Source organism: Methylobacterium sp. C33D (assembly GCF_053345825.1).
The window spans coordinates 58,281-85,108 of record NZ_JBKFAV010000003.1; the positions used below are offsets into that span (position 1 = coordinate 58,281).

Sequence of the window (26,828 nt, forward strand, 5' to 3'; positions counted from 1 at the left end):
ACGATGCTGCGCTGCGTTAAAATCGCGCTTTCCCAAAACGGCACGGCGTGGCAAGACAAATTGTCCACAACTCATCTGCCACGCAGCCCCGGCCCCGACCGCCCGGCGGCTCACGGTGCCACGACGTGCCGGCGCGGCGGATCTTCCCCTGCGAGCGAGCGGTGCGCCCCTTGTGGACGGCGGCACCGTGGAGATGATCCGGTCGGTGGCTGCTTTGAAGACACTCCTCGTCGGCGTGATCGGGCACGTCGATCACGGCAAGACGGCGCTCGTCCGCGCGCTCACCGGCGTCGAGACGGACCGTCTCAAGGAGGAGCGCGCCCGCGGCGTGTCGATCGTGCCGGGCTTCGCGCTGCTGACATCCGCTGAGGGCGAGATCGACCTCGTGGACCTGCCGGGCCACGAGCGGTTCGTTCGCGCCATGATCTCCGGCGCGACCGGCATGCGCGCCGTCCTCCTCGCGGTGGACGCCCACGAGGGAATCAAACCGCAGACGGTGGAGCATCTCGAGATCGCCTCCCTCATCGGCGTGCGCCGCGGCGTGCTCGCCCTGACGAAGGCGGACCTCGCCTCGCCCGAGACCGTGGCGGCCCGCGCCGCCGAGATCGCCGCCGCGGCCGTTCGGGCCGGGATCGAGGCCGGTCCGGTCATCGCCACCTCGACCGTCACGGGCGATGGCCTGCCGGAGCTCGCCGCCGCCCTGTCGGCGCTGCTCGCGGAGACGGAGCCGGGCCGCGATGACGGCTTCCCCTACCTGCCGGTGGACCGGGTCTTCTCGCGGCCGGGCTTCGGCACGGTCGTGACCGGGACGCTGCGGCGCGGGCCGCTCGCAATCGGCGACACCGTCGAGATCGCCCCCGGCGGCCGCACCGCGACGGTGCGCGGCCTGCAGATCCACGGACGCGCGGTGGAGCGCGCCGAGCCGGGGCGCCGCACGGCGGTCGCCCTGCGCGGGATCGACCTCGACGAGATCGCCCGCGGGCAGGCGCTCTCGCTGCCGGGCCTGCTCGCGCCGAGCCCGTGGCTCGACGTGGCGATCACCGCGGCCGCGAACCTGCCGGATTCCCTCGCGGGCGGCACGGCCTGCCGTCTGCTGTTCGGTACCACCGAGGTCGAGGCGCGGCTGCGGCTGCTCGACCGCGACGCCCTGGAGCCGGGCGCAAGCACCCAGGCACAGCTCCACTTGGCCGAGCCGGTAACAGTGCCGGCGCGGGAGCCTTTCGTGCTGCGGCTCGACTCGCCCTCCGTCACGGTGGCGGGCGGCCGGGTCCTCGATCCGGTGAGCCGGCGCCGCCGACGCCGCGATCCCCGGGTCATGGCCGACCTCGCCGCCCTCGCGGCGGGCGGTCCCGCCGAGGCGATCACGGTCCGCCTCGGGCAGCTCGGCGCGGCCGGGGCGCCGCTGATCGACCTCGCTCGGATCGCTGGCGTCGCGCCGGACCGGGCCCGGCAAGTGCTCTCCGAAGCCGGCGCCCGCGCGATCGGCGACCGGTCCGTCGGGGCCGCGGCTTTCGAGGCGCTGCGCACCGGCACGCTGGCGGCCCTGGCCCACCATCACCGCGACTACCCGATGGAGCACGGCATCGCGCTCGAGCGCCTGTCCCGCGCCCTGGCACTGCCCGAGGCGGTGACCGGCGCGGTGCTGCGCGACCTCGCTTCCGCCGGAGCGGTCGCCCAGGCCGGCGCCCTGTGGCGGCGGGCCGAGTTCGACCCTGCCCGCAACGAGAGCGAGGCCGCCCGCCGGCTGGAGCAGGTCTTCCGCCGCGCCGGCCTGAACCCACCCGACGAGGCCGAGGCCATCGGCCGGGACGTGCGCCGCCGCGAGGCGCTGACATACCTGGTGGGGGCCGGCACGGTGATCCGCGCGGTCGACCGGGTGCAGCGCCGCGCCGTGCTGTTCCACCGGGAGGCGGTGGCCAGCGCCAAGACTCGGCTGATCGACGCCTTCCCGACGGCGCGGACGGCCGAGACCGGGTTCCTGGCCCGGGAGGCCGGCGCGACCCTCGGCATCTCGCGCAAGTTCTCGATCCCGCTGCTCGAACACCTCGACGCGACCGGTTTCACCCGCCGGGCCGGAGACCGCCGGGTGATCGTCGCCCTCGAACCCGGGCACGGGGGCCCGGAGGCGGGCTGACGCGGCGACCGCGCCCGACCGACGTCCCGCCCGCGGCCCACGCGCGCGGGTCGCCAGCGCGATCGGGAACGGTGCTAGTCGTCGACGCCGAACCAGTCGCCGCGACCGGGCTCGTAGCACGTGTACCCGATCAGGCAGTTCGGGTTGTCGCGGGTCGGCCTGAAGGCGCGCCGCGCGATCTCGGTGGGCTCGCAGAACGAGCGGTCGCGGACGAACCGATCGTAGGTCATGCCGCCCGTCCCGAGGACGAGAGCACCGCGGGCCTGGATGAGGCGGATCGCCTGCTGGCAGGTCATCGTCGTGCTGGACGGGCGCGTCTGCGCCGCCGCGGGCGACGCGGCCAGCACCAGGGCCGCCGCTATCCGTGTCATCATCGCCTCGCGCCTCCGCCCGCGCCGTCGGTCCTGCGAACAACCCGGCGCGGCGGTCGCCCGCCCTGCGTCGCCTCGCCGCACAGCGATGCGGCGGTCCCGGGCTAGTCCTCGAAGGCCTCGACGTGGACCGTCCCGGGTTCCTGCCGGCGGGCGCCCTCCTCGATCCGGGCGAGTTGCGCCTGCGCGCGGCCGCACGGGAATCCATAGAGGGCGCGGACGCGCTCGCTCGCGATGCCCAGGGCCAGCCGGCTCAGGGCGACGAACTCGTCGAGGGGGTAATCCTGCCCGACCGCGAGGTGGTCCTTGATCACCAGCGACGGCGAGTAGCACGCCTCGCGGGTCCCGTCCGGCCAGCGGATATGGAAGCGCATCTCAGGCATCGCGAGGGACCCGCAGGGTATTCCAGGCCGCTGCACCCGTAGCCGCCGCCATCAACGGCGCGTCACCGGGCGCGAGTTCCGCGTAGGTCGGCAGGTGGCGCGCCGCGCAGGCGTCCCACACGTGAGCGCGGGCGACCTCCCGGCCGGCGTTGCGCAGCCGCGCCCGCCGGCTCGGGTCCAGGCTCGCCTCCATGGCCGCCGCGATGGCGCCGGTGTCCTCCGGGTTCACCGACAGGGCCTCGCCGGGGGCGATGTACTCGGTGAAGGGCGGGCGGCCCGACACGATCACCGGCGTGCCGCAGGCCATCGCTTCCAGCACACAGAGTCCGTAGCCCTCCGCCAGCGAGGGAGAGACCAGGGTCGCGGCGAGCCTGTAGAGTCCCGGCATGTCGGTCTGCGCCACCGCTCCGGTGCGGATCACCGGCCGGCCGGGCCCGACCTCGAGCCCCTCGCGCTCGAGGGCGGCGCAGCACCGGGCCTCGTACCCGGCTTGCTCGAGCGGCGCCGAGCCGCCGGCCACGACCAGCTGCGCCTCGGGGCAGCGCCGGCGCAGGGCCGCGAAGGCCTCGATGATCGCCAGCGTGTTCTTGCGCGCCTCGAACCCGCCGACGCTCAGGAAGACCGGTCCGCCGCCGAGGCCGAGACGGCGCCGGAGCGCGTCGTCCTCCGGCCCGGGATCGGGCGTGAAGACCGCCGCGTCGACGCCGGTTCCGACTACGTCGGCCCGGGCGCCGTACTCGGCGGCCAGCGTCGCCGCCCAGGTCCGGCTGACGCAGAGCAGGCGACCGGCATCGAGGATGGCCCGCTCCTCCCACTGCGCGAGCCGCGGGTCCGTGAACGTGTCGATGCGGTGGACCGTGCGCGCGAAGCCCGGGATGAGGCGGCGGCGGGTCAGGGTCGCGAGCGCGTTGCCGCTGATCCGGCACTGGGCGTGGAAAACGTCGAAGTCGCAGGCGGCCGGGGTCGAGAAATGCGCGAGGTAGTCGGCGATCCGGGTGCCGACCAGCGCGGCGGCCGGACCGACGACCGGCTTTGCCGCGACCGAGATCACCGGGCACTGCGCCGCGCGGAAGAAGCCGCCGCCGGTCGGATCGGGCGCGTGGACGACCGCCTCGTGCCCGAGCCTGCCCAGGGCTTCCCCGAGTTCCAGAGCGTGGACCACGCCGCCGCGCGGGTCGGTCGAGTGCGTGAGGATCGCGATGCGCAAGCGGTCGACCATGGGACGGCTCACGGAGCCCCGCGGCCGGTCGGACGACGCCCCCGCGCGCCCGACCGCGCGCTCCGCCGCCCTCTGGGAGACGCGTCGGGGGAGCGTTCGCATGGTTCATGCCGAACTGAACGGGAAGGGCGCGAAATACGGGCTCCGCGACCGCCGACACCTACCGGCCGCGGCGATGTTGCCGGGAATCCCCACACAAGGGCGCTCGTCCCCACGAACGCCTAATTTTGCGTTACGAATTCAGTTCGTTTTCAAACGCTGCCCGGAACCGCTCTTTCCAGGGCCCTGTGTCAGATTGTATCTACCGCTCACGAGAGCCGGAGCCGTCGGTCCCGTGTCCAAGACGCTGAACACTGTCTTCCCCGCCCGCCGGATGCTGCGCCGCCTGGGCTTACTGGGGGCCCTCTTGGTCCTGCCGACGGCGGTCCTCGCCTACACGGACCTCCTGCCCGAATCGCTGGACATGCTGGGAATCGATCTGGGCGACAGCCCGGACCTGCCGCACGTCGCTCGCCAGATCGCGATCGGCGCGCCGCTCAAGATCGTCGCGTTCGGATCGTCCTCGACGGAGGGTGTGGGCGCGTCGAGCCCGGCCAATGCATACCCGGCCCGCCTGCAGATCGACCTGCGCAAGAAGCTGCACGGGATGGACGTGGCGGTCATCAACCGCGGCATCGGCGGCGAGCATGTCGACGACATGCTGGCGCGGCTCGACCGCGACGTGATCGCGGCCGAGCCCCAGCTCGTCATCTGGCAGACCGGCAGCAATGACCCGCTCCGCGGAGTGCCGCTCGACCATTTCCGCGAGGCCACCGTGTCGGCGATCCGCCGGATCCGGGAGGCCGGCATCGACGTGGTACTGATGGAGCCGCAATGGTGCCCCAAGCTCGAATCCACGCCGGGCGCCTCCCGCTTCCGCGACGCGGTGCGCAGCGTCGGCGAGGAGCTCGACGTGCCGGTGATCCGGCGCGCCGACCTGATGCACGGCTGGGTGCGCGAGGGTAAGCTGACGACCAAGCAGCTCTTCGCCTCCGACGGCCTGCACATGGCCGACCGCGGCTACGCGCTGCTGGCCGAGGCCGCGGCGCAGTCGATCCTCCAGGATGCCGGCCCGGTCCGCAGCCCCGAGGCGGTCGCCGAGTAGGCGACCGGACGCGGCACCGGCTGGACTCGGCCGGCGAAGCTCCCCATCTCGGCGCGATCGAGAGCGGAGCCGAATCTTGAGCCAGGACGCATTCAGGTACGACGACAGGGGCGCCGTCCCCCAGATGCACGCGACCACGATCCTGATGGTCCGCAAAGGCGGCCGCGTCGTGATCGGCGGCGACGGTCAGGTCAGCCTCGGCCAGACCATCGTCAAGGGAAATGCCCGCAAGGTCAGGCGCCTCGCCAAGGGCGCGGTGATCGGCGGCTTCGCCGGCGCCACCGCCGACGCCTTCACGCTGTTCGAGCGCCTCGAAGCCAAGCTGGAGCAGTATCCCGGCCAGCTGACCCGGGCCTGCGTGGAACTGACCAAGGACTGGCGGACGGACCGCTACCTGCGCCGTCTCGAGGCGATGATGCTCGTCGCGGACCGCGAGGTCAGCCTGCTCCTGTCGGGCTCCGGCGACGTGCTGGAGCCCGAGAGCGGCGTCATGGCGATCGGGTCGGGCGGCAACTACGCCCTGTCGGCCGCCCGGGCGCTGGAGGAGAGCGACCTCGACGCTGAGGCGATTGTCCGGCGCGCCATGGCGATCGCCGCGGGGATCTGCGTCTACACCAACGGCAACCTCGTCATCGAGGCGCTGGATACCTGAGATCCGGCGCGGCCGGGCGGGTGCTCGCCGGCCCCGCCGCCGCGTGCGCGATCATCGGCGCACGATCGAGAACGCGGCGGCCGTCGTCGACGTCGCGGCCCCGGCGGTGCCCGTATTCCGCGGCTGCTGCTCACACGTTCGTATCGGACGCGGGGTCAATTCGGCTGACCGCTGAAGCCGACATGTCCGCGCGAATACGGATCGATCCGCGTCTTCGCGTCCTGGAGAGTTGTCGTAAGCCGGCACCGGTGAGCTAAAACCGCCCGATCTACCCGCGCGGCAGTTATTGTCGCCTGCAACAGACCCCGCCAACAGCAGAACGCGGTCGGCTCACGGGAGCTTGATTGCTGATGGTAGATTTTAAACCTTTTTTCAGCCGGTTTCAGCGGGCGGCCGATGCGCCGAGTAAGATAGTCTTCACTCCGTATAATTTATCACAAGCGGCAGGGAACCGATTTCGAATTCCCGAATGGGGCCCTGGGGACTGACAATGCGCTCGATCAATGATGTCCGGATCGTCACGAAGCTGACCGCCGCGTTCGGCAGCTTGGCGGCGGTCACGGTCGGTATCAGCGCCATCGGATACAGTCATCTTTCCTCGATCGAGCGCGTCAATCGCTTGACGGAGCATTCCTACCAAGTGATCTCGGCCCTCGACGGCGTGACCCAGGCGATGGTCAACCAGGAAACCGGGCTGCGCGGCTACCTGATCGCCGGCGATCCGAAATTCCTCGAGCCGCTCCAGAAGGGACAGACGGCCTTCAAGGCATCGTTGGAGAGTGCCCGGTCGCTCACCGCCGACAACGCGGGGCAGCAGGCGCGCCTGGAGGCCGTGCGGAAGTCGGCGGAGACTTGGTCCAACGACATCGCCGCCAGGGAGATCGCCCTCGTCGAGGCGGGAAACCTCGACAAGGCCCGGCAGATCGAGGCGAGCGGCGCCGGAAAGGCGTCCATGGACGCCCTGCGCGCCAAGATCGGCGACGCCGAGAGGGCCGAGCGGGACCTTCTCACGGCGCGGAGCGACGAGCAGGCGCGCTCCTTCGGGTCCGCCTACCTGGCGAGCCTCCTCGGCAGCATCGCCAGCGTCGTGATCGCCGGCCTGCTGGCCGTCCTCGTCTTCGCCATGCTGACCCGACCGCTCGGCCGCCTCGTGGCGGTGCTGCAGCGCATGGCCCGGGGCGAGATCGAGGCCGAGATCGAGGAAGCCGTGCGCGGTGACGAGATCGGCGCGGTCGGGCGCGCCGTGGACGGCATCAAGGCGATGGTCGCCAAGAAGGCGGCCGAGGAGGCTGAGATGAAGCGCGTCGCCGACGCGGCCGCCGCGGCGGAGCGGCGGCGGACCATGATCGAGCTCGCCGACAGCTTCGACCGCGCGGTCGGCGGGATCGTCGGGATGGTGTCGTCCTCCGCCACCGAGTTGCAGGCGACCGCCCGGACCATGTCGGCGACGGCGTCCCAGACCTCGAGCCAGTCGAACACGGTCGCGGCGGCCGCCGAGGAGGCCGCCTCCAACGTCAACACGGTCGCGGCGGCGGCCGAGGAACTCGGCTCGTCGGTTCAGGAGATCGGCCGGCAGGTGGACGGCTCGGCGCATCTGGCGCAGCGGGCCGTCTCCGACGCCGATCAGACCGGCGCCCTCGTCCAGGAGTTGAGCAATTCCGTGTCGCGGATCGGCGACGTGGTCGGGCTGATCTCGAACATCGCCGGCCAGACGAACCTGCTGGCCCTCAACGCCACCATCGAGGCGGCGCGGGCCGGGGCCGCCGGCAAGGGCTTCGCGGTGGTCGCCTCCGAGGTGAAGGCGCTGGCCGAGCAGACCGCCAAGGCGACGCACGAGATCTCCGGCCAGATCGCGCAGATCCAGGCCTCGACCGGGCAGGCGGTCACCTCCATCGCCGGCATCACCGACCGGATCCGCGAGATCAGCGGCGTCGCCACCTCGATCGCGGTGGCCGTCGAGGAGCAGGGCGCGGCCACGCAGGAGATCGTGCGCAACGTCTCGCAGGCCGCTGTCGGCGCCGGCGAGGTGACGAGCAACATCGCCGGCGTCGCCGGCGCCGCCGAGGAGACCGGCGTCGCCGCCGGCCAAGTCCTCGACGCGGCCTCGGAGCTGTCCCGGCAATCGGAGCACCTGACCGCGGAAGTCAGTCGCTTCCTCGATACCGTCCGGGCGGCCTGACCGGGTCCGGCGCGGCACGCGCCGCGCCCCCGCGTCACCCGCTCTCCCGTACGGGGCCACGACAAATAATGCCGGATCGTCTCAGTTTACGACGTCTTGACGAATAACCGGCATTTTGACGCCAACCGAGTCTCGACGGTTGGATGACAATGAATATCGGCGGAAAACTCCTGAGCTTCGTCGGCGCCTGCAGCCTGACGACGCTGGTCGTGGCGGGGGTGAGCGTGGCGACGCTGAAAAGCTTCGAGCGCTCGCTGTCGAGCGTCGAGAGCGCCTCGATCCGGGCGCTCGACGCCGCGAACTTCAACCGCCTCGCCGCCGAAGTCACCATGGATTCGCGCGGCGTCTACGCCTCCGCCGACCGGACGGAGGCCGCCAAGTACACCGCCGGCATCCGCAAGGGCCTCGCCGAGATGGACGCCCTGCGGGCCGACTGGGCGCCGCGGGTGACCGAGGCCGAGCGGCCCCTCTTCGACGCCATGGTGCGCAACGCCGACGCGTTCCGGACCCTCCGCAGCGCCCTCGCGGACGCGGGCGACACGACCGGCCCCAGAGCGGCCGCCGAGCTGGGGTTCAACGACGCCAACCGGGCGAACCGCAAGGTCTTCCAGGCGAGCATCGACGCCCTGGTGAAGCAGGGCCGGGCCGAGATGGCGGCGATCAAGGCCGACACGCAGGCGCTGTTCGAGACGCGAACGCTCGTCCTGCTCGGCCTCGCTCTCATCGGCACGGTGGCCTGCTGCGCCCTCGGCCTGCTCGTCGGCCAGCGGCAGATCGCCCGGCCGCTGCGGGCGGTCTCGGACGCGATCCAGCGCCTGTCGCGCGGCGATCTGACCCTGCCCACCGTCAAGCCGGCACGGGACGAGATCGGCGCGATCTGGACGAGCATGCAGGTCTTCAGCCACACGATGCGGGAGGCGGAGACCCTGCGGCACGAGCACGAGCGGATGCAGGCCGACACCGCGACGCGCAAGCGCACCGAGATGGCCGGGCTCGCCGAGCGCTTCCAGGGCAGCATCGGGGGATTGGTCGAGCACCTCGCCGGGGCCGCGGCCGGGCTGGAACGCGCCGCCGCGACCATGGCCGGCAACGCCGAGCACGCCGGCACGCAGTCGCAGTCGGTGACCCGCGCCGCCGAGACCACGGCGCACAACGTCGAGGCCGTGGCCGCCGCCACCGAGGAACTCGCCGCCACCGCCAGCGAGATCGGCGTCCAGGTGACCCAGACCTCGACGGCGGCCGAGAGCGCCGTCGAGGCGACGCGGCGGACCCGGGCGAGCGTCCAGGCCCTGGCCCGCAGCGCCGACGGGATCGGGCAGGTCGTCTCCCTCATCTCCACCATCGCCGGCCAGACCAACTTGCTGGCGCTGAACGCCACCATCGAGGCGGCGCGGGCGGGCGACGCCGGGCGCGGCTTCGCGGTCGTCGCCACCGAAGTGAAGGATCTGGCGACGCAGACCGCCAAGGCCACCGAGGAGATCGCCGGGCAGATCGCCGCCATGCGGACCGCGACCCACGACGCCGTCGCGGCGATCGAGGAGATCGGCGGCACGATCGAGCAGGTTCACGGCATCGCCCTCGGCGTGGCGGCCGCGGTCGAGGAGCAGCAGCTCGCCACCCAGGAGATCGCCCGCAGCGTTTCCGAGGCCGCCAGCGGCACCCGCGCCGTCACCGACACGATGGCGCTCGTCCTGGGCGCGGCCCGCGAGACCGGCGCCAGCGCCGCGGAAGTCCTCGACGCCGCCGCCGACATCGCCCGCCGCTCGAACGGGCTCGGCGGCGAGGTCGCGGGCTTCGTCGCGCAGGTCCGCGCCGCCTGAGGCGGTCGGGACCGACGATCCTGTCGGTCCGGGGCTGCGGGGGGGCGGCGCCCGGACTGACGGGAACGCGCTGCGGGCCGCATCCCGCGGCGTTGTTGCATTGCAGCGCGCGCGCCCCTAGGGTCGCGTGCATTCGCAAGGACCCGGTGAAAGCCCGGGTGGCTCTTCCGGCCGCCGATCCGCCGGACCACGCATTCGAGACGCGCTCTGACCCGCCAGCGACGCGGGCACGCCGCTCGTGCGGATTCATCGATGTCGACACACGTAACGCGCAACGCCGGATATCTCCGGTCGTGGACCTCCAACCTGCGCGGCGACACCCTGTCGGGGATCGTCGTCGCCCTGGCGCTGATCCCCGAGGCCATCGGCTTCTCGGTCATCGCCGGAGTCGACCCCAAGGTCGGCCTCTACGCCTCGGTCGTCATCGCCTGCACCATCGCCTTCGCGGGCGGTCGGCCGGCCATGATCTCGGCCGCCACCGCCGCGACCGCGGTGGTGATGGTCGACCTCGTGCGCGAGCACGGCGTCCAGTACCTCTTCGCCGCGACGATCCTGATGGGCCTGATCCAGATCCTGGCCGGCTTCCTCCGGCTGGGCCGCCTGATGCGGTTCGTCTCGCAATCGGTGATGACCGGCTTCGTCAACGCGCTGGCGATCCTCATCTTCCTGGCGCAGATGCCCGAGCTCACCGGCGTCACGCCGGCGACCTACGGGCTGATCGCCCTCGGTCTGGCGATCATCTACGGATTCCCGCGGATCACCCGCGCGATCCCGTCGCCGCTCGTGGCCATCGCGGTGTTGACGGCGATCACCGCGATCTTCCACCTCGACGTGCGCACGGTCGCCCATCTCGGCGCCCTGCCCTCCGCGCTGCCGAGCTTCGCCCTGCCGGACGTGCCGCTCACCCTCGAGACCCTGCGGATCCTGCTGCCCTACGCGGCGACGCTGGCGGCCGTCGGCCTGCTGGAGAGCCTGCTCACCGCGCAGATCGTCGACGACATGACCGACACCGGCAGCGACAAGAACCGCGAGTGCGTGGGCCAGGGCGTGGCCAACATGGCGTCAGCGGTGTTCGGCGGCATGGGCGGCTGCGCGATGATCGGGCAGTCGGTGATCAACGTCTCGTCGGGCGCCCGCGGCCGCCTGTCGACGCTGGTGGCGGGGGCGTTCCTGCTCGTGCTCCTCGTGGCGCTGCAGGACCTTCTCGCCGTCGTGCCGGTGGCGGCCCTGACGGCCGTCATGATCATGGTCTCGATCAACACCTTCTCGTGGCGCTCCCTGCTGCGGCTGCGCACGAACCCGCTGCCCTCCACGGCGGTCATGCTGGCGACTGTCCTGGTCGTGGTCGCCACGAAGGACCTCGCCGTCGGGGTGCTGGTCGGCGTGCTGCTGTCCGGCGTGTTCTTCGCCGGCAAGGTCGCCCGGCTCAACCGGGTCACGTCCGCCCTCTCGGCCGACGGCCGCACCCGGACCTACACCATCACCGGGCAGGTTTTCTTCGCCTCGGCGGGGACCTTCTCGGAGGGGATCGACGTGCTGGAACCGGTCGAGCGCCTCGTCATCGACGTCCACGCGGCGCATTTCTGGGACATCTCGGCCATCGCGGCCCTCGACCGCGTGGTCCTCAAGGCCCGCGCCCGGGGGCGCGACGTCGCGGTCGTGGGCCTCAACGAGGCCAGCGCGACCCTGGTCGAGCGGTTCGGCCAGCACGACAAGGGCGACGCCGCGGCGGTCACGGCGACGCACTGAGGCGGCGACCGGCCGACGCGTGGCCCCTTGCGCGGGGCCGCGCGCGACCCCATTCCCGGCGCGGGGCCGATTTCGGGCCGGGAACAGGGATGGCAAAGCGGTGACGACGTTCTCTCCCCGCGAGATCGTGTCCGAACTCGATCGGTTCATCGTCGGGCAACACGACGCCAAGCGCGCCGTGGCGATCGCGCTGCGCAACCGCTGGCGGCGCCAGCAGCTGACAGGTCCGCTCCGCGAGGAGGTCGCGCCCAAGAACATCCTGATGATCGGGCCGACCGGCTGCGGCAAGACCGAGATCGCCCGCCGCCTCGCCCGGCTCGCCAACGCGCCGTTCCTGAAGGTCGAGGCGACCAAGTTCACCGAGGTCGGGTACGTCGGCCGCGACGTCGAGCAGATCGTCCGCGACCTCGTCGAGGTGGCGATCGGCCTGACCCGGCAGGTGAAGCGCGAGGGCGTGAAGGCCAAGGCCGAGGCCGCCGCCGAGAACCGGATCCTCGACGCGCTCGTCGGCCCGACGGCGAGCCCGGCCACCCGCGACAGCTTCCGGCGCAAGCTCCGCAACAGCGAGCTCGACGACAAGGAAGTGGAGCTGGAGCTGACCTCCGGCGCCCCCGCGGGCATGCCGATGTTCGAGATCCCCGGCGTTCCAGGCGCCTCCATGGGCGCGATCAATATCGGCGACATGCTCGGCAAGGCGCTCGGCGGCCAGCGCGGCAAGCCGCGCCGGGTCCTGGTGCGGGACGCCTACGCGCCGCTGATGGCCGAGGAATCCGACAAGCTGGTCGACGACGAGGCGCTGGTCCGCGAGGCGATCCGCGAGGTCGAGAACAACGGCATCGTCTTCCTTGACGAGATCGACAAGATCTGCGCCCGCGAGGGTCGCTCGTCCGGCGACGTGTCGCGCGAGGGCGTGCAGCGCGACCTGCTGCCGCTGATCGAGGGCACGACCGTCGCGACCAAGCACGGGCCGGTGAAGACGGACCACGTGCTGTTCATCGCCTCGGGCGCGTTCCACGTGTCGAAGCCGGCCGACCTCCTCCCCGAGTTGCAGGGCCGCCTGCCGATCCGCGTGGAGCTGCAGCCGCTGACGGTGGACGATTTCAAGCAGATCCTCACCGCCACCGAGGCGAGCCTGATCAAGCAGACGGTCGCGCTGATGGAGACCGAGGGCGTCACGCTCACCTTCACCGACGACGCGGTGGACGCCCTCGCGCGGGTCGCCGTCGAGGTGAACTCCTCCGTGGAGAATATCGGCGCACGCCGGCTCCAGACGGTCCTGGAGCGGGTGATCGACGAGATCTCCTTCACGGCCACCGACCGGTCGGGCGAGACGGTGCCGATCGACGCCGCCTACGTGCGCGACCGGGTGCAGGACCTGGCGTCGAACGCGGATCTCAGCCGCTTCATCCTGTAAGCGCCGAAGGCCACGCCTTCGTGCGTCAGCGGCGGGACGAGCCGGACCCGGCGAGTACCGCGTCGGGGTGGAGCCGTGTGCCGGGGCGCGGGCCGTCGCGGCCGCGGCCTCTGCTATGCCCGCGCCGGGCGTCGGTGGTGAGGGATGTCGTCGCGTGTCACGCTTCAGGTTCGGCCTCGGCGATACGGTGCTCTCCGTGGCCGCTCTGGTGTCGGGCATGGTCTCGCTCCAGTGCGGCGCGACCTTCGCCAAGAGCCTGTTCCCGGCTGTGGGTGCGGCCGGTACCTCGGCCCTGCGGGTCGGCTTCTCGGCCCTGATCCTGATCGCGGTCTGGCGGCCGTGGCGGCGCAGCCTTCCGGCGCGCGAGGCCGGCTGGATCGCCCTCTACGGGACGGCCCTCGGGCTCATGAACCTCCTGTTCTACCTCGCCCTGGCGCGGCTGCCGCTCGGGCCGGCCGTGGCCATCGAGTTCGTCGGGCCGCTGGCGGTCGCGCTGATCGCGTCGCGGCGGCGCGCGGATTTCCTGTGGATCGGCGTGGCGGTCACCGGTCTCGGTCTGCTGCTGCCGATCGCCAGCCAGGACGGTCTGGACCCGATCGGCATCGCGCTCGATCTCGGCGCGGCCCTGTGCTGGGCGCTCTACATCCTGTTCGGGCAGCGCGCCGGGCGCATCGACGGCGGGCAGGCCGTGTCCCTCGGCATGCTCACCGCGGCCCTCGTCGTGGCACCGTTCGGCGTGGCGGAGGCCGGTCCCGCCCTGCTGGCGCCCGGGCTCCTAGCCGCGGGCCTCGCGGTGGCGCTGATGTCGAGCGCCCTGCCCTACTCGCTGGAGATGGTCGCCCTGCGCCGCCTCGATCGGAAGAGCTTCGGCGTGCTGATGAGCCTGGAGCCGGCCGTGGCGGCCTGCGCGGGTCTCGTCCTGCTGGGGGAGCGAATCAGCGCCGTTCAGTGGCTCGCGATCGCGCTGGTGATCGCGGCATCGGTGGGAATCACCGTGAGCGCCCGGCGCTCGGCCCCGCCGGCCGCTGTCCTGGAGGCATGATTGCGGAGAATTACTTACCCGCCAGGACCCGCGAGGCGACGTTGATGTATTTGCGGCCCGCTTCCTGGGCGTGGAGCACGGCGTCGCCGAGCTTCTCCTCGTCGCGGACGCTGGCCAGCTTGATCAGCATCGGCAGGTTGATCCCCGCCACGACCTCCACCGAACCGCCGTTCATGCAGGAGAGCGCGAGGTTCGACGGGGTGCCGCCGAACATGTCGGTCAGCACCACCACCCCGTCCCCGGTATTCACACGACAGACCGCGGACATGATGTCCCGGCGTCGCAGTTCCATGTCGTCCTCCGGCCCGATCGTGATCGTCTCGATCTGATCCTGTGGGCCGACCACGTGCTCCAGCGCGGCCTTGAACTCGGTCGCCAGGAGTCCGTGGGTGACGAGCACCATGCCAATCATCGACACGTGTTCCAACGTCCTGTGTGTGACGCCATGTTGTGCATCGCACAGCCCCCCACAAGGCGATCGCGACTTTTTTGCCCGGACATTCCCGAGATCATGCCACGGTCGCACCGTGTGCGCCATGGGTGATACCAGTCTTGGGTGAATCGAGCCGCCTGTGCGGCTGCGAAGTCACGGCCGCGCCTTTCGCAGCGCCGCACGAACGAGGAGCGGCGCGAGACCGGCCGCACGGACACCGCGATCCAGCACCAGGCGCGGCACGGCGCATCCCAGGATGTCCGCGTCCGCCGGCGGCTCGGGCAGGCGCGGCGCCGTCTCCACCAGGTCGACGGCGAGGTGCAGCACCGCCTCCGGCCACACCGCGAGGCCGAGATCGGTCGCCGCGAGGATCCCCTGGCCGCGAACCTCGACACGTCCGGCCAGAGCGGTATGGGGACCGGCCGTGATTCGCCCGTCGCGGATCGCGCAGACCACCCGGTCGTCGGCCACGAAGGCCCCGTCCGGCGCGGTGGCGAGCAGGAGCGCGAGGCTGGATTTGCCCGCGCCGGAGGCCCCCCGAATCAGGATCCCGGCCCCGCCCAGCGCGATGCAGGCGCCGTGCAGGGTGACCATCAGGCGTGGAGCTGCCGCGGCGCCGCCGGCAGACGCACGACGAAGCGGGCGCCGCGCACCGTCGGCTCGCCGTCCTCGTCGGGGGCGCCGGGGCGGTTCTCCGCGCGGATCGTGCCGCGGTGAGCCTGGACGATCTGGCGCGAGATGGACAGCCCGAGGCCGGAATTCTGACCGAAACCCTGCTCCGGCCGGTCGGTGTAGAAGCGCTCGAAGATCCGCTCCAGGGCGTGCTCCGGGATGCCCGGGCCCTCGTCCTCGCAGATCATCTCGACCTCGCCGCGCACCCGGCGCAGCACGACCCGGACCTTCGCGTCGGTCGGCGAGAACGAGCGGGCATTGTCGAGGAGGTTGTTGACCACCTGACCGAGTCGGCTGTCGTGGCCGATGATCGTGAACGGCGCGTCCTGGTCGGAGCCCGTGGCCTCGACGTCGAGCTGGATCAGGCAGTCCTTGGGACGCCGGCGCTCGTTGGCGACCGACACGACCGTGGTGAGCAGCCGCCGGAGATCGACCCGCCGGGCCTCGGCGCGCGCCAGCTCCGCGTCCAGGCGCGAGGCGTCGGCGATGTCGCTGATCAGGCGATCGAGGCGCTTCACGTCGTGCTGGATGATCGCCATCAGCCGGCCGCGGGACTCGTCGGTCTTGGCGAGCGGGAGCGTCTCCACCGCGCTCCGGAGCGAGGTCAGCGGGTTCTTCAGCTCGTGGCTGACATCCGCCGCGAAGCTCTCGATGGCGTCGATCCGCCGATAGAGGGCCTGGGTCATGTCGCGCAGGGCGCCCGACAGGTGGCCGATCTCGTCGGTTCGCTCGGTGAAGTCCGGGATCTCCTCGCGCGTCTTAATGCCCATGCGGACCTTCTCGGCGGCCTCTGCGAGGCGGCGAACCGGCCCCGCGATCGCGCCCGCCAGCAGGAACGACAGCACCACCATGACCGCCGAGGCGACGAGGAACACCTGCAGCAGGCCGAACCGCTCCGAGGCGATGACCCGGTCGATGGCGTCGCCCTGGGTCGAGATCAGCAGGGCGCCGCGGACCGAGCCGGCCCGGTGGATCGGGACCGCCACCGAGACGGTGGTCTCGCCGAGCTTGTTCCGGCGCACGAGGCTGCCGCGATTTCCGCCGAGCGCCGCCTGGACCTCGCGCAGCGAGTGGCCGTTCACCGGCCCGGTCTCCTCGGCGGTCTCGGTCCGGCTGCGGAACAGGCCGCCGAGCTTGGACTGGACCGCCTCGAACGCGGATTCGAGCATGCCGGGCTTGTGGGGCTTCGGCTCCAGCGGGTCCGGCCGGCTCGCGTCGCCGCGCTTGAACAGGGTGCGGGTGTCGAACAGGAGGCCGCCCTCCTGGTCGTAGACCCGGGCGCGGTTGCCCGTCGGGGTCACGAGGCGGGACAGGAGCGGCGCCACCTTCTCGGGGTTGAGCGAGAAGGCGAGCGGCTGCGATTCCTCCTCCGCCGCCTCGCCGGCCTGCTGCTGGAGCAGCTTGTCGGGGTCGATGCGGATCGTGTCGGTGTCCACCGACGCCGAGGCGGCGATCGCCCCCGCGATGATCTCGCCCTGGATGGCGAGGCTCTGGATCCGGGCCTGGATCAGGCCCTGCCGGAACTGATTGAGGTACAGGAACCCGACGAGCAGCGCGATCAGCCCGACGAGATTGAGGACGACGATGCGGCGCGTCAGGCTCGACGAGGCGCGTTGGCCGATCGCCTCCCACACGGCGCGGGGCCAGCCGAGCGGTCGTGACAGGGTCTGGGCCAGGGAGGCGCGGGGCGGGGCATCCTCGGTCTGGGATTGCGTGCGAGCGGTCACGGAGCGGATCCCGGAGATCACGCCTCCTTAAAGCGGTAGCCGACGCCGTAGAGCGTCTCGATCATGTCGAAGCTCTGGTCGGTGACCTTGAACTTCTTCCGCAGCCGCTTGATGTGGCTGTCGATGGTCCGGTCGTCGACGTAGACCTGATCGTCGTAGGCCGCGTCCATGAGCGCGTTGCGGCTCTTCACGACGCCGGGGCGCTGGGCGAGGGCCTGGAGAATCAGGAACTCCGTGACCGTCAGGGTCACGGGCTCGCCCTTCCACGTGCAGGTGTGCCGCTCGGGATCCATCATCAGCGCGCCGCGCTCGAGCGACCGGGCCGCGACCTCGGCCTCGCCGCGGGGCGTGCCGCCGGGGGCCTCCTTGGCGAAGCGGCGGAGCACCGCCTTCACCCGCTCCACCAGCAGGCGCTGCGAGAACGGCTTATGGATGAAGTCGTCCGCGCCCATCTTGAGGCCGAACAGCTCGTCGATCTCCTCGTCCTTCGACGTCAGGAAGATCACGGGAAGGTCCGATTTCTGCCGCAGGCGTCGGAGAAGCTCCATCCCGTCCATGCGCGGCATCTTGATGTCGAAGATCGCGAGATCGGGCGGGGAGTGGCGCAGACCGTCCAGCGCGGAGGCCCCATCCGTGTAGGTCTGGATGCGGTAGCCTTCGGTCTCAAGCGCGATCGACACAGAGGTGAGGATGTTCCGGTCGTCGTCGACGAGGGCGATGGTCGGCATGCGCGGTCCCTGACTGAACGGGCTCAGGCGCGGTCCCGGCTCTTCGCACAGGCCGCGCCACGTCCCGGCCCCGAGGGGGCAGACAAAAACGCGAACCGGGCGGTTTCGGCGCAGCCCGGCACACGCAAAGGGACAGGTGCTTTAGTACGGCCGATCGGAAAAAGCGAGCGGCGGTCATAGCTTGGCCGTAACGGGCGCGCCCGACGGTCGATCTGCGGTCGAACGGAGGCCCATCTGACGCGGCCGCGGCGCCTCGCGCGGCCCGCGCCGCGCCGCTAACGTGGCGGCGGTACCGGGCGGCCGCTCGGAGAGGGGAGGAATCGCGCATGGGCGAGACGATCGACACGGGTCCGGCGGGCGGGCCGGCCCGTCCGCTGCCGGCCGAGGCGGCGCCGTTCGACGCGATCGGCCTGTCGCGCACGCTCCTGCGCTGCGTCCGGTCCGGGGCGCTCGCGACCCTGGAGCCGGACGGGACGCCGTTCGCCTCGCTCGTCACCATCGCCACCGACGCGGACGGCACGCCGCTGATGCTGCTGTCGCGGCTGTCGGCCCACACGCGCAACCTGCTGGCCGACCCGCGCTGCTCGCTGCTGTTCTCGCAGGGCGGCAAGGGCGATCCCCTCGCCCATCCCCGGTTGACCGTGGTCGGCCGCGCCGTCCAGACCGCCGAGACGCGGGCGCGGGAGCGGTTCCTCGCCCGGCACCCCAAGGCCAAGCTCTACGCCGATTTCCCCGATTTCGGCTTCTTCGCCCTGGCGCCGGAGGCCGGCCACCTCAATGGCGGCTTCGCCAAGGCCGCGACCCTGACCCGCGACCAGCTCCTCCTCGACCTCTCGGACGCGCAGGCGATCGTGGCGGGCGAGCGCGGCGCCGTCGAGCACATGAACGCCGACCACGCGGACGCGCTGGCGCTCTACGCCGCGGGCGCCGGCGGCGCGGCCGACCTGCCCTGGCGGCTCACCGGCCTCGACCCGGAGGGCATGGACATGATGGCGGCCGACCGCACCCTGCGCGTCCCCTATCCGGAACGCGTCACCGACATGGGTGCGCTGCGCAGAAGCCTCGTTGCCATGGCCGCGCGGGCGCGCGCGACCGGTGCGGACGCGTAAACGCGCAAGGACTTGCCGATCAGGCATGGCGAAAGGTCGCTGACCGCCCCATATCGGCACCATGAGCGATACCCAGACAGATACCTACCCCTTCAGCCTCGACGTGGAGCCGGTCGGCGAGAGCGGCTCCCTGTTCCAGTGGAGCATCCGCAAGCACGGCAAGCTGCACCAGCGTTCGGACCGGAAGCATCCGACCGAGGCCAAGGCGCGCTCCCACGGCGAGGCCGAGATCGAGCGACTGATCCGCGACCGCGGTCGCTGAGCCAGATCGCTCCTCGGCGCCAGACACGATCGTGACCCGGGGGCCGGCCCGTTCCGGCCCCCGTTGTTTTGTGCCGTGGCCGACGGCGCCGCACGCGCTCCTGGCCCGGCCGCGCCGCCCCGAATGACCGAGCGAGCGCTTAGGCCGCGCTTGGCGCCTTCCCGCTGCGCTGCTATCTCGCGCGGGAGCCGATCCATCCGAACACGTCCAGACGTCAGACGGTGCGCGCCGGCGCGCGCCCGAACGGAATGCCGATGACAGCCCCGATCGACACCATCCGCAACTTCTCGATCGTCGCGCATATCGACCACGGCAAATCGACCCTGGCCGACCGGCTGATCCAGGCCACCGGCACAGTCGCGCTCCGCGACATGTCGGAGCAGATGCTCGACTCGATGGACATCGAGAAGGAGCGCGGCATCACCATCAAGGCGCAGACCGTGCGCCTGGAGTACAAGGCGCAGGACGGCAAGGACTACGTCCTCAACCTGATGGACACGCCCGGCCACGTGGACTTCGCCTACGAAGTGTCGCGCTCGCTGGCCGCCTGCGAGGGATCGCTGCTGGTCGTTGACGCCTCGCAAGGCGTCGAGGCGCAGACGCTCGCCAACGTCTACCAGGCGCTCGACGCCAACCACGAGATCGTCCCGGTCCTCAACAAGGTCGACTTGCCCGCCGCCGAGCCGGACCGGGTGAAGGAGCAGATCGAGGAGGTGATCGGCCTCGACGCCTCCGACGCCGTGCCGATCTCGGCCAAGACCGGCCTCAACATCGAAGCCGTGCTGGAAGCGATCGTCAATCGCCTGCCGGCACCGAAGGGCAACCGCGACGCGCCCCTGAAGGCGCTGCTCGTGGACAGCTGGTACGACGCCTATCTCGGCGTCGTGGTGCTGGTGCGGATCATCGACGGTACCCTCAAGAAGGGCATGACCATCCGGATGATGGGCGCTGACGCCGTCTACGGCGTCGACCGGATCGGCGTGTTCCGGCCGAAGATGGCCGACATCGACGCGTTGGGCCCGGGCGAGGTCGGCTTCTTCACCGGCTCGATCAAGGAGGTGGCCGACACCCGCGTCGGCGACACCATCACCGAGGACAAGCGCCAGACCACCGAGATGCTGCCGGGCTTCAAGGAAGTTCAGGCCGTGGTGTTCTGCGGCCTGTTCCCGGTCGACGCCGCCGAATTCGAGAATCTCCGCTCGGCCATGGGCAAGCTCCGGCTCAACGACGCTTCGTTCTCCTACGAGATGGAATCTTCGGCCGCCCTCGGCTTCGGCTTCCGCTGCGGCTTCCTCGGGCTCCTGCACCTGGAGATCATCCAGGAGCGGCTGGAGCGCGAGTTCAACCTCGACCTGATCTCCACGGCGCCCTCGGTGGTCTACCGGCTCAAGATGCGCGACGGCGAGATCAAGGAGTTGCACAATCCGGCCGACATGCCGGACGTCATGAAGATCGAGACGGTCGAGGAGCCCTGGATCCGCGCCACGATCCTGACGCCGGACGAGTATCTCGGCGGCGTGCTCAAGCTCTGCCAGGACCGGCGCGGCGTCCAGATCGACCTCAACTACGTCGGCAAGCGCGCCATGGTGGTCTACGACCTGCCGCTGAACGAGGTGGTGTTCGACTTCTACGACCGGCTCAAGTCGATCTCGAAGGGCTACGCCTCCTTCGACTACCACGTGTCGGATTACCGCGAGGGCGACCTCGTGAAGATGTCGATCCTGGTGAACGCCGAGCCGGTGGACGCCCTCTCGATGCTGGTCCACCGCACCCGCGCCGAATCGCGCGGCCGGGCGATGTGCGAGAAGCTGAAGGACCTGATCCCCCGCCACCTGTTCCAGATCCCCGTCCAGGCGGCGATCGGCGGCAAGATCATCGCCCGCGAGACGATCAAGGCCCTGTCGAAGGACGTCACCGCCAAGTGCTACGGCGGCGACATCTCGCGCAAGCGCAAGCTGCTGGACAAGCAGAAGGAAGGCAAGAAGAAGATGCGCCAGTTCGGGCGCGTCGAGATTCCCCAGGAGGCGTTCATCGCCGCCCTGAAGATGGACGATTGATCCGCGGCGTCATCGCCAGCGGCGCGAAGCAAACCAGGGTCGCGCGACATCGGTGAGCGTGGCGCGACTGAATCGCTTCGCTGCCTCGCAATGACGGCGGTGTGGCTTACCCCGGCGGCAGCACGTCGATCTGGATGCTGGAATAGTACGCCGCCAGATTGGCGATGTCGGCGTCCGACAGCTCCTTCGCGACCACGTTCATGATCTCGTTCTGCCGCTTGCCGTCGCGGTATTCGGTGAGCGCCTTCACGAGGTAGGGCTCGACCTGCCCGGCGAGGTTCGGCGCCTCCGGCAGCTTCGAGAGCCCGTCCATGCCGTGGCAGGTCTGGCAGGCGGTCGCGCGCTTCTTGCCCGCGGCGGCATCGCCGGCCTGCGCCGAGAGCGGGACGAGGGTGGCGAGCAGAACGAGAAGCGGACGGATCATCGGGCGAACTCAAAGTGACGCTGGCACAAAGGGTCAGTGTAAAAGGCGCGGGTCCCCTCCCCCGTTCGGGAGAGGGACAGGGTGAGGGATCAGGTCGCTCCGAGTGGAGTGCACCCTATTCGGCGCATCGAACGCGTGCCTGATCCTGAACGTTCTCGTCCCTCACCCCAACCCTCTCCCGCACGGGAGAGGGGGCGCGTCGCGCTCGCCCGCAACGGGGCGCCCCTCTCGAGAAGAGGCGCCCCATCACAAGAAACTACTTCTCGTAGGAGATCCGGTAGATCGCCCCGGCGGAATCGTCCGAGACCAGCAGCGAGCCGTCGAGCATCACCGCCACATCCACCGGACGGCCGAGATACTCGCCGTCGCCGGTGAGCCACCCTTCCGCGAACGGCTTGACCGACTCGACCTTCCCGTCGGCGCCGAGCTTGGCGAACATCACCCGGGCGCCGACCGGCTCGGTCCGGTTCCACGAGCCGTGCTCGGCGATGAAGATCCCGCCCTTGTAGGCGGCCGGGAACTGCTTGCCGTTGTAGAAGGTCATGCCGAGATCGGCCGCGTGCGGCGGCAGCTCGGCCTGCGGGGCGACGGCGTCGGCCGGCGGGGTCTGGTCCTTGTACTCGACCGTCCGGACCGCGCCGCCGCCGAACCACGGGAAGCCGAAATTCTCGCCCGCCTTGGTGGAGCGGTTCAGTTCGCCCGGCGGCTTGTCGTCGCCCATGCCGTCGACCTGATTGTCGGTGAACCACAGCGACTTGTCGGTGTTGAAATCCATCCCGACCGAGTTGCGGATGCCGGTCGCGTAGACCTCGCGGTTCTTGCCGTCGGCGTCGATGCGGATGATGCCGCCGATGCCGGTCTTCTTGTAGAGATCCATCTTCTCGGCGGGCGGCACGTTGTAGGGCTGGCCCAGCGCGATGTAGGTCTTGCCGTCCGGCCCGACCCGGCAGACGCGGGCGGTATGGTTGAAGCTCTCTTCGGAGGCCGGGATCAGAGCGCCCTGCTTGACCAGCACGCCGGCGGCGACGTCCGGGTTCTCGTAGAAGAACTCGGCGGCCGGGAAGGCCAGGACCCGGTTCTGCTCGACCACGGTGAGGACGCCGTCCTTCGAGAAGCAGACGCCGTTCGGGATCTTGAACGCGATGCCCGGCGCGAAGGGCCGGACCTCGTCGGCGACCCGGTCCTTGTCACGGTCGGTGACCGTGTAGATCTTGCTCTTGCGCGTCCCGACGAACAGCACCCCGGCATTGGGGCCGACGGCGATCGCGCGGGCATCCGGCACCACGGCGTACAGGTCGATCTTGAAGCCGTCCGGCAGCTTGATCTTCGACAGGTTCTTGCGGATCGCGTCGGCGCGGCGGCCGGTCTGCGGGATCTCCGCGGCGGCCTGGGTGTCGGTGCTGTGGAAGCCCTCGAGCTTCTCGAGGTCGTCGGTCTTGGCCTTGGTCTCGGCAGGGGCCGCACCCTGCGCCAGGGCGGGCAACACCGCCGCCGGCATGGCCACGCCCGCGATGAGCGCGGCGAGAAGCAGAGATCGCATCGAAAGAATCCTCCCGGCGGCCCTTGAACCAGGGCATTACCGGAAAGGAACGATAGAGGCGCGGAACGGGCCGGCAAGCGGCACCGGTGACGCGGCTCGAGCCGTGTCGCCTACCGCGGGATTTCCGATCGTCACCCCCAGTCGGATCGCACACTCCGTCATCGCGAGCGCAGCGACCCAGGCCAGCGCGACTTCAGGGCGCCCAGCACCGCCCTCGGATGCTTCGCTCCGCGCGCGAGGACGGACAGGCCGACCCGACCGACCGGAACCCGCCTCAGGCAACCTTGCGCGGGACCAGGCGCTCGCTGCCCAGGGCGACGTCGGCCCCCGACACGCCGGACTCGGTGTACTCGGCGTCCTCGTTCACCCGCCAGACATCGTGCCGGCGCCGGCCGCAGAGGATGTTCTCCACGGTCAGCATCGCGGTCATCATCGCGTGGTCCTGGTTGTTGTACTTGTGCATGCCGTTGCGGCCCACGAGGTGCAGGCTCGGGAAATCCCGCTCCAGTTCCCGCCGCACGGTCACGACGTGGCCGGCATACTCCTCGTCGTAGACCGGGTAGGCCTTCGGCTGACGGACCACGCAGGCATCGACGACGTCGGCCGGGTCGATCAGGCCGATCTGCCCGATCTCGCGCTTGGCGAGCTCCACCAGCTCGGAATCCTCTGCGTTCCACAGGCCGTCGCCCTCGAAGCAGAAATACTCCAGGCCCAGGCAGGTATGGTCCGCGTCCGGCACCATCTCGGGCGACCACGAGCGGAAGTTCTGCACCCGGCCGACCTTCACCGCCGGGTCGTGGATGTAGATCCAGTTGTCCGGGAAGTTCTTGTCAGACTTCGCGATGAGCGCCACCGTCAGGAAGTCGCGGTACTTCAGCGCCCGGGCGTTGAAGGTGCTGAGCGGCCGCGGGCGGATCGCGTCGACGAGCTCGCGGACCGGCGCGGACGAGATGACGTTGCGGGCCGTGAAGGTCTCGCGGCTGCCGTCCGAGCGGCGGGCCGCCACCGTCCAGATGCCGGTGCCGGCATCGTAGCTCAGGGAATCGACGCCGCGGTCGAGCTTCAGCTGCCCGCCCTGGGCGCGGATCTTGGCGGCCGCCGCCTCCCACATCATGCCGGGGCCGCGGCGGGGATAGCGGAACGACTCGATCAGCGTCTTGATGACGGGACCGCCGGCCCTGGGCGCCTTGCGCAGGCCCAGCGAGCGCTTGATGCCGTCGCGGATCGCCGCGCCGAGGTCGAGCCCCTTGATGCGCTGCGCCGCCCAGTCGGCCGAGATCGCGTCGCACGACATGCCCCACACTTTCTCGGTGTAGGTCTTGAAGAAGATCGAGAACAGGCGCTCGCCGAACTGGTTACGGACCCAGGCGTGGAAGGTCTTGGGCTCCGCCACCGGCCGCAGGCGCGCGTAGAGGTAGGAGGCGACGCAGGCCGCGCTGGTGACGACGCCGAGATTGCGCAGAGCCTCGAAGGCCTTGAGCGGGTAGGCGTAGTACCGGCCGCGATAGTAGATCCGCGACAGGCGCGGGCGCTCGATGAAGTCGTCGGGGAGGATCTCGTCCCAGAGGTCGACCACGGCCTGGGACTTCGAGAAGAACCGGTGGCCGCCGATGTCGAACAGGTAGCCGTTGTGCGAGACGGTGCGCGAGATCCCGCCGACCTGCGCCGGATCCCGCTCCAGGACGGTGACGGAGCGTCCCTTCTTCGACAGCAGGTAGGCGGCGGTCAGACCCGCGGGTCCCGCGCCGATCACCAGCGTCTCGGTGTGGTGGCTCATCCCATGCTCCGGCGAATGGTGCGGCGCGCGACGCGCAGGACGCCGACCGGTCGCCAGGATGGCGGGTCGTGGTTAAGGAATCGCTGGCACCGGCGGGGCGGACAGGCGACCGGCCGCACGTCCGGTGCCCTTTTGACCGCGCGTTAAGCCGAACCGCGCGAGCATGCCGGCGAGGGCATCGACCGCCCGCCCGGGTGATCCAACCATGCCGGCTCCGGCGCTACCCCTCTCCCGACCGCGCCGGCGGATCGAGGCCCGCACGCTGCTGTGGATCCTTGCCGCACTCTGCATCGCGACGGTGAACGCCCCCCATGCCGTGTGGGAGACGATCCACCACCTCCGCGTCCCTGACACCGACGACGCGATGCGCCTCGTGGAAGTGCGCGACCTGCTGGCCGGCCAGGGCTGGTACGACAACGTCCAGTACCGATTCCTGCCCCCTGGCGGCGTGCCGAGCCACTGGTCGCGCCTCGTCGACGCGCCGATCGCCGGCCTGATCCTGGGGCTCACGCCCCTGACGGGCCACGCGCGCGCCGTGGGTCTGACGGCGGCCCTCTGGCCCATGCTGCTCTTCGGGCTCTACGGCTGGCTCCTGTATCGCGGCGTCCGGCACAGCTTCGGCAGCCGCGCCGCGCTCCTGGCCCTGATCGCGGCCACGCAGACCTTCGGTGTGATGATCCAGTTCCAGGCGGGGCGGGTGGACCACCACAATCTGCAGATCCTCTCGATCCTCGGTCTCGCCTTCTGCATGATCCGCGGGGGCCTGCGACCCGGCCTGATCGGCGGGATCCTGGCAGCCGTGTCGCTGGCGATCGGGCTCGAGGGCCTGCCCTTCGTGGCGCTGGCGGCCGTCTTTCTCACGGCCGACTGGTGCCTGCGCGGACGGCCCGCGCTGGCGTCGCTCGCGGGCTTCGGCCTGGGTCTCGGCCTCGCCGCTCCCGCGCTGTTCGCCGTCCAGACGGCGCCCGCGCTCTGGGGCGTCACCCGCTGCGACGCGCTCTCGCCCCCCTGGCTCTGGCTCACCCTCGGCGGGCTGGGCCTCGCCGCAGGAGCCGCCGCCGCGGGCGAGCGCCTCGCGACGATCCCGGCGCGCCTCGCCCTCGCGGGTGTCGTGGGGAGCGTCCTGCTCGCCGGGTTCGCCGCCGCCTTCCCGGCCTGCCTCGGCGGCCCGTTCCCCGACATGCCGCCGCTGGTGCGGATCCACTGGCTGCTCACGGTCAACGAGATGGCGCCGCTGGCGAAGTTCGTGGCCCGCGGCCAGTGGGAGGCGCTGGTCTTCTACCCGGTCGTGATCCTGGCGAGCCTCGCGGCCACCGGCATGGCGTGGCGCGGGCCCGAACGCCGGGTTTGGTCGGTGGTGGCACTCTTCCTGTGGCCCGGCTTGATCCTCGGCATCGCGCAGTTCCGCGGTCTCTACATCGTCTCCGGATTCGTGCCCCTGGTGGCGGGCGTCGTCCTCGACCGCGCGCTCGCGCGGGCAACGCTGCCGGCCGGGGGGCGGCGCTGGCCCGTCGCGCTCCTCGGCGCCGCGCTGGTCAGCAGCCTCTGGATGATCCCGGCGCTCCTGGCGGAGACCCTGGCGCCCGGCCTGCGCACCGCGCCCGACGCGGCCGAGACCACCGCCTGCCTCGACGATGCCGCAGTCCGCCCCCTGGCGCGCCTGCCCGAAGGCACCGTGCTCGCCCCGATCTTCATGGGGCCGTCGATTCTCCTCCGCACCCCGCACACGATCGTCGCCGCGCCCTATCACCGGGCCATTCCCGGACTCGCGGCGGCGATCGAGGGGCTGGGCGGCACCGAGGCCGACCTCGACCGGGTGCTGACGGCGTTCGGCGTCAGCTACCTCGTCGCCTGCCCGGCCCGGCCGGCCGAGAATCTGCAGGCGGAGACGGCCTTCGCCACGCGGCTCGCCGCGGGCGCGGCCGGGAGCGCCCGCCTCGTGCCGCTGGAGGTGCCCGGCCCGCTCAAGGTCTGGCGCGTCGTGCCCTGACG

General features: G+C 71.0%; 22 protein-coding genes and 1 other annotated feature. Of the genes, 12 read left to right on the forward strand and 10 right to left on the reverse strand.

All coding sequences use genetic code 11. The annotated features are described in order from the left end of the window. The first annotated feature begins 193 nt into the window (after positions 1-193). Positions 194-2,134: a selenocysteine-specific translation elongation factor gene (gene selB / locus ACLBXO_RS02775; RefSeq protein WP_447684535.1), complete on the forward strand. Its 1,941-nt coding sequence runs from the start codon at positions 194-196 to the stop codon at positions 2,132-2,134. 74 nt (positions 2,135-2,208) lie between these two features. Here selB and ACLBXO_RS02780 read toward each other — a convergent pair whose 3' ends face one another. The 3 genes from ACLBXO_RS02780 to ACLBXO_RS02790 all read right to left on the reverse strand — a co-directional run bounded on the left by ACLBXO_RS02780 (position 2,209) and on the right by ACLBXO_RS02790 (position 4,107). Next, positions 2,209-2,508: a hypothetical protein gene (locus ACLBXO_RS02780; protein ID WP_331317621.1), complete on the reverse strand. Its 300-nt coding sequence runs from the start codon at positions 2,506-2,508 to the stop codon at positions 2,209-2,211. A 101-nt stretch (positions 2,509-2,609) separates the two neighbouring features. Next, positions 2,610-2,888 carry an MSMEG_0570 family nitrogen starvation response protein gene (locus ACLBXO_RS02785; RefSeq protein ID WP_331317619.1) on the reverse strand — a complete coding sequence of 93 codons (279 nt, stop codon included), beginning with the start codon at positions 2,886-2,888 and terminating at the stop codon, positions 2,610-2,612. Further along, the gene (locus tag ACLBXO_RS02790; protein WP_447684444.1) at positions 2,881-4,107 is read right to left on the reverse strand and encodes an MSMEG_0565 family glycosyltransferase; all 1,227 of its coding nucleotides are present in this window, start codon (positions 4,105-4,107) and stop codon (positions 2,881-2,883) included. Before ACLBXO_RS02790 ends, ACLBXO_RS02785 begins: the two co-directional genes overlap by 8 nt. A 334-nt stretch (positions 4,108-4,441) precedes the next feature. Here ACLBXO_RS02790 and ACLBXO_RS02795 point away from each other — a divergent pair, with 334 nt between their 5' ends. From ACLBXO_RS02795 to ACLBXO_RS02825, 7 genes are all read left to right on the forward strand, one after another. Continuing rightward, positions 4,442-5,251, forward strand: a complete 810-nt coding sequence (locus ACLBXO_RS02795) for an SGNH/GDSL hydrolase family protein (protein ID WP_331317615.1) — start codon at positions 4,442-4,444, stop codon at positions 5,249-5,251. A gap of 124 nt (positions 5,252-5,375) precedes the next feature. Beyond that, entirely contained in the window at positions 5,376-5,903 is a 528-nt protein-coding gene (gene hslV / locus ACLBXO_RS02800; protein WP_447684536.1) for an ATP-dependent protease subunit HslV, read from the forward strand. A gap of 490 nt (positions 5,904-6,393) precedes the next feature. Then, positions 6,394-8,082, forward strand: a complete 1,689-nt coding sequence (locus tag ACLBXO_RS02805) for a methyl-accepting chemotaxis protein (protein WP_447684445.1) — start codon at positions 6,394-6,396, stop codon at positions 8,080-8,082. Between the two features lie 149 nt (positions 8,083-8,231). Further along, the gene (locus ACLBXO_RS02810) at positions 8,232-9,902 is read left to right on the forward strand and encodes a methyl-accepting chemotaxis protein (RefSeq protein WP_331318635.1); all 1,671 of its coding nucleotides are present in this window, start codon (positions 8,232-8,234) and stop codon (positions 9,900-9,902) included. A 136-nt stretch (positions 9,903-10,038) separates the two neighbouring features. Continuing rightward, positions 10,039-10,094 (forward strand) — a sequence feature (sul1 is cis-regulatory element that is thought to sense ions involved in sulfur or methionine metabolism; They are found in Alphaproteobacteria). Positions 10,095-10,154: 60 nt separating this feature from the next. Next, positions 10,155-11,651, forward strand: coding sequence for a SulP family inorganic anion transporter (locus ACLBXO_RS02815; RefSeq protein ID WP_447684446.1), 1,497 nt, complete (start codon positions 10,155-10,157; stop codon positions 11,649-11,651). Positions 11,652-11,751: 100 nt separating this feature from the next. Next, on the forward strand, positions 11,752-13,065 hold the full coding sequence (gene hslU, locus ACLBXO_RS02820; RefSeq protein ID WP_331317612.1) for an ATP-dependent protease ATPase subunit HslU: 1,314 nt from the start codon (positions 11,752-11,754) through the stop codon (positions 13,063-13,065). A gap of 154 nt (positions 13,066-13,219) precedes the next feature. Further along, complete coding sequence (locus ACLBXO_RS02825) at positions 13,220-14,107, forward strand: EamA family transporter (protein WP_447684447.1); 888 nt, start codon at positions 13,220-13,222, stop codon at positions 14,105-14,107. A 10-nt stretch (positions 14,108-14,117) separates the two neighbouring features. Here ACLBXO_RS02825 and ACLBXO_RS02830 read toward each other — a convergent pair whose 3' ends face one another. From ACLBXO_RS02830 to ACLBXO_RS02845, 4 genes are all read right to left on the reverse strand, one after another. After that, complete coding sequence (locus tag ACLBXO_RS02830) at positions 14,118-14,519, reverse strand: PTS sugar transporter subunit IIA (protein ID WP_010682249.1); 402 nt, start codon at positions 14,517-14,519, stop codon at positions 14,118-14,120. A gap of 174 nt (positions 14,520-14,693) precedes the next feature. Then, positions 14,694-15,134, reverse strand: a complete 441-nt coding sequence (locus tag ACLBXO_RS02835; protein WP_447684448.1) for an HPr kinase/phosphorylase — start codon at positions 15,132-15,134, stop codon at positions 14,694-14,696. Further along, a complete protein-coding gene (locus tag ACLBXO_RS02840; protein ID WP_447684537.1) occupies positions 15,134-16,888 on the reverse strand; it encodes a stimulus-sensing domain-containing protein in 1,755 nt (584 codons plus the stop codon). Before ACLBXO_RS02840 ends, ACLBXO_RS02835 begins: the two co-directional genes overlap by 1 nt. A 68-nt stretch (positions 16,889-16,956) precedes the next feature. Continuing rightward, positions 16,957-17,667, reverse strand: a complete 711-nt coding sequence (locus tag ACLBXO_RS02845) for a response regulator transcription factor (RefSeq protein ID WP_012320037.1) — start codon at positions 17,665-17,667, stop codon at positions 16,957-16,959. A 326-nt stretch (positions 17,668-17,993) separates the two neighbouring features. On the opposite strand from ACLBXO_RS02845, the gene ACLBXO_RS02850 reads away from it, so the two are divergent. From ACLBXO_RS02850 to lepA, 3 genes are all read left to right on the forward strand, one after another. Continuing rightward, positions 17,994-18,776, forward strand: a complete 783-nt coding sequence (locus tag ACLBXO_RS02850) for a HugZ family pyridoxamine 5'-phosphate oxidase (RefSeq protein ID WP_331317606.1) — start codon at positions 17,994-17,996, stop codon at positions 18,774-18,776. Between the two features lie 61 nt (positions 18,777-18,837). Continuing rightward, the gene (locus ACLBXO_RS02855) at positions 18,838-19,038 is read left to right on the forward strand and encodes a hypothetical protein (protein ID WP_010682254.1); all 201 of its coding nucleotides are present in this window, start codon (positions 18,838-18,840) and stop codon (positions 19,036-19,038) included. A gap of 254 nt (positions 19,039-19,292) precedes the next feature. Then, complete coding sequence (lepA, locus tag ACLBXO_RS02860) at positions 19,293-21,095, forward strand: translation elongation factor 4 (RefSeq protein ID WP_447684449.1); 1,803 nt, start codon at positions 19,293-19,295, stop codon at positions 21,093-21,095. Positions 21,096-21,201: 106 nt separating this feature from the next. Here lepA and ACLBXO_RS02865 read toward each other — a convergent pair whose 3' ends face one another. The 3 genes from ACLBXO_RS02865 to ACLBXO_RS02875 all read right to left on the reverse strand — a co-directional run bounded on the left by ACLBXO_RS02865 (position 21,202) and on the right by ACLBXO_RS02875 (position 24,836). After that, a complete protein-coding gene (locus ACLBXO_RS02865) occupies positions 21,202-21,519 on the reverse strand; it encodes a c-type cytochrome (protein WP_447684450.1) in 318 nt (105 codons plus the stop codon). 256 nt (positions 21,520-21,775) lie between these two features. After that, a complete protein-coding gene (locus ACLBXO_RS02870; protein WP_331317602.1) occupies positions 21,776-23,059 on the reverse strand; it encodes a PQQ-dependent sugar dehydrogenase in 1,284 nt (427 codons plus the stop codon). Between the two features lie 274 nt (positions 23,060-23,333). After that, the gene (locus ACLBXO_RS02875) at positions 23,334-24,836 is read right to left on the reverse strand and encodes an NAD(P)/FAD-dependent oxidoreductase (protein WP_331317600.1); all 1,503 of its coding nucleotides are present in this window, start codon (positions 24,834-24,836) and stop codon (positions 23,334-23,336) included. A gap of 205 nt (positions 24,837-25,041) precedes the next feature. Between ACLBXO_RS02875 and ACLBXO_RS02880 the strand changes: the two genes are divergently transcribed. Beyond that, complete coding sequence (locus ACLBXO_RS02880) at positions 25,042-26,826, forward strand: hypothetical protein (protein WP_447684451.1); 1,785 nt, start codon at positions 25,042-25,044, stop codon at positions 26,824-26,826. The last annotated feature ends 2 nt before the right edge of the window (positions 26,827-26,828 follow it).

Excerpts from the sequence above, each read along its gene's own strand:
- selB (WP_447684535.1), top strand. The coding sequence starts at position 194 with ATGATCCGGTCGGTGGCTGCTTTGAAGACACTCCTCGTCGGCGTGATC.
- ACLBXO_RS02845 (WP_012320037.1), bottom strand. The coding sequence starts at position 17,667 with ATGCCGACCATCGCCCTCGTCGACGACGACCGGAACATCCTCACCTCT.
- hslV (WP_447684536.1), top strand. The coding sequence starts at position 5,376 with ATGCACGCGACCACGATCCTGATGGTCCGCAAAGGCGGCCGCGTCGTG.
- ACLBXO_RS02830 (WP_010682249.1), bottom strand. The coding sequence starts at position 14,519 with ATGATTGGCATGGTGCTCGTCACCCACGGACTCCTGGCGACCGAGTTC.
- ACLBXO_RS02865 (WP_447684450.1), bottom strand. The coding sequence starts at position 21,519 with ATGATCCGTCCGCTTCTCGTTCTGCTCGCCACCCTCGTCCCGCTCTCG.
- ACLBXO_RS02870 (WP_331317602.1), bottom strand. The coding sequence starts at position 23,059 with ATGCGATCTCTGCTTCTCGCCGCGCTCATCGCGGGCGTGGCCATGCCG.
- lepA (WP_447684449.1), top strand. The coding sequence starts at position 19,293 with ATGACAGCCCCGATCGACACCATCCGCAACTTCTCGATCGTCGCGCAT.
- ACLBXO_RS02855 (WP_010682254.1), top strand. The coding sequence starts at position 18,838 with ATGAGCGATACCCAGACAGATACCTACCCCTTCAGCCTCGACGTGGAG.
- ACLBXO_RS02805 (WP_447684445.1), top strand. The coding sequence starts at position 6,394 with ATGCGCTCGATCAATGATGTCCGGATCGTCACGAAGCTGACCGCCGCG.
- ACLBXO_RS02880 (WP_447684451.1), top strand. The coding sequence starts at position 25,042 with ATGCCGGCTCCGGCGCTACCCCTCTCCCGACCGCGCCGGCGGATCGAG.
- ACLBXO_RS02850 (WP_331317606.1), top strand. The coding sequence starts at position 17,994 with ATGGGCGAGACGATCGACACGGGTCCGGCGGGCGGGCCGGCCCGTCCG.
- ACLBXO_RS02815 (WP_447684446.1), top strand. The coding sequence starts at position 10,155 with ATGTCGACACACGTAACGCGCAACGCCGGATATCTCCGGTCGTGGACC.
- ACLBXO_RS02835 (WP_447684448.1), bottom strand. The coding sequence starts at position 15,134 with ATGGTCACCCTGCACGGCGCCTGCATCGCGCTGGGCGGGGCCGGGATC.
- ACLBXO_RS02810 (WP_331318635.1), top strand. The coding sequence starts at position 8,232 with ATGAATATCGGCGGAAAACTCCTGAGCTTCGTCGGCGCCTGCAGCCTG.
- ACLBXO_RS02785 (WP_331317619.1), bottom strand. The coding sequence starts at position 2,888 with ATGCCTGAGATGCGCTTCCATATCCGCTGGCCGGACGGGACCCGCGAG.
- ACLBXO_RS02790 (WP_447684444.1), bottom strand. The coding sequence starts at position 4,107 with ATGGTCGACCGCTTGCGCATCGCGATCCTCACGCACTCGACCGACCCG.
- ACLBXO_RS02780 (WP_331317621.1), bottom strand. The coding sequence starts at position 2,508 with ATGATGACACGGATAGCGGCGGCCCTGGTGCTGGCCGCGTCGCCCGCG.
- ACLBXO_RS02875 (WP_331317600.1), bottom strand. The coding sequence starts at position 24,836 with ATGAGCCACCACACCGAGACGCTGGTGATCGGCGCGGGACCCGCGGGT.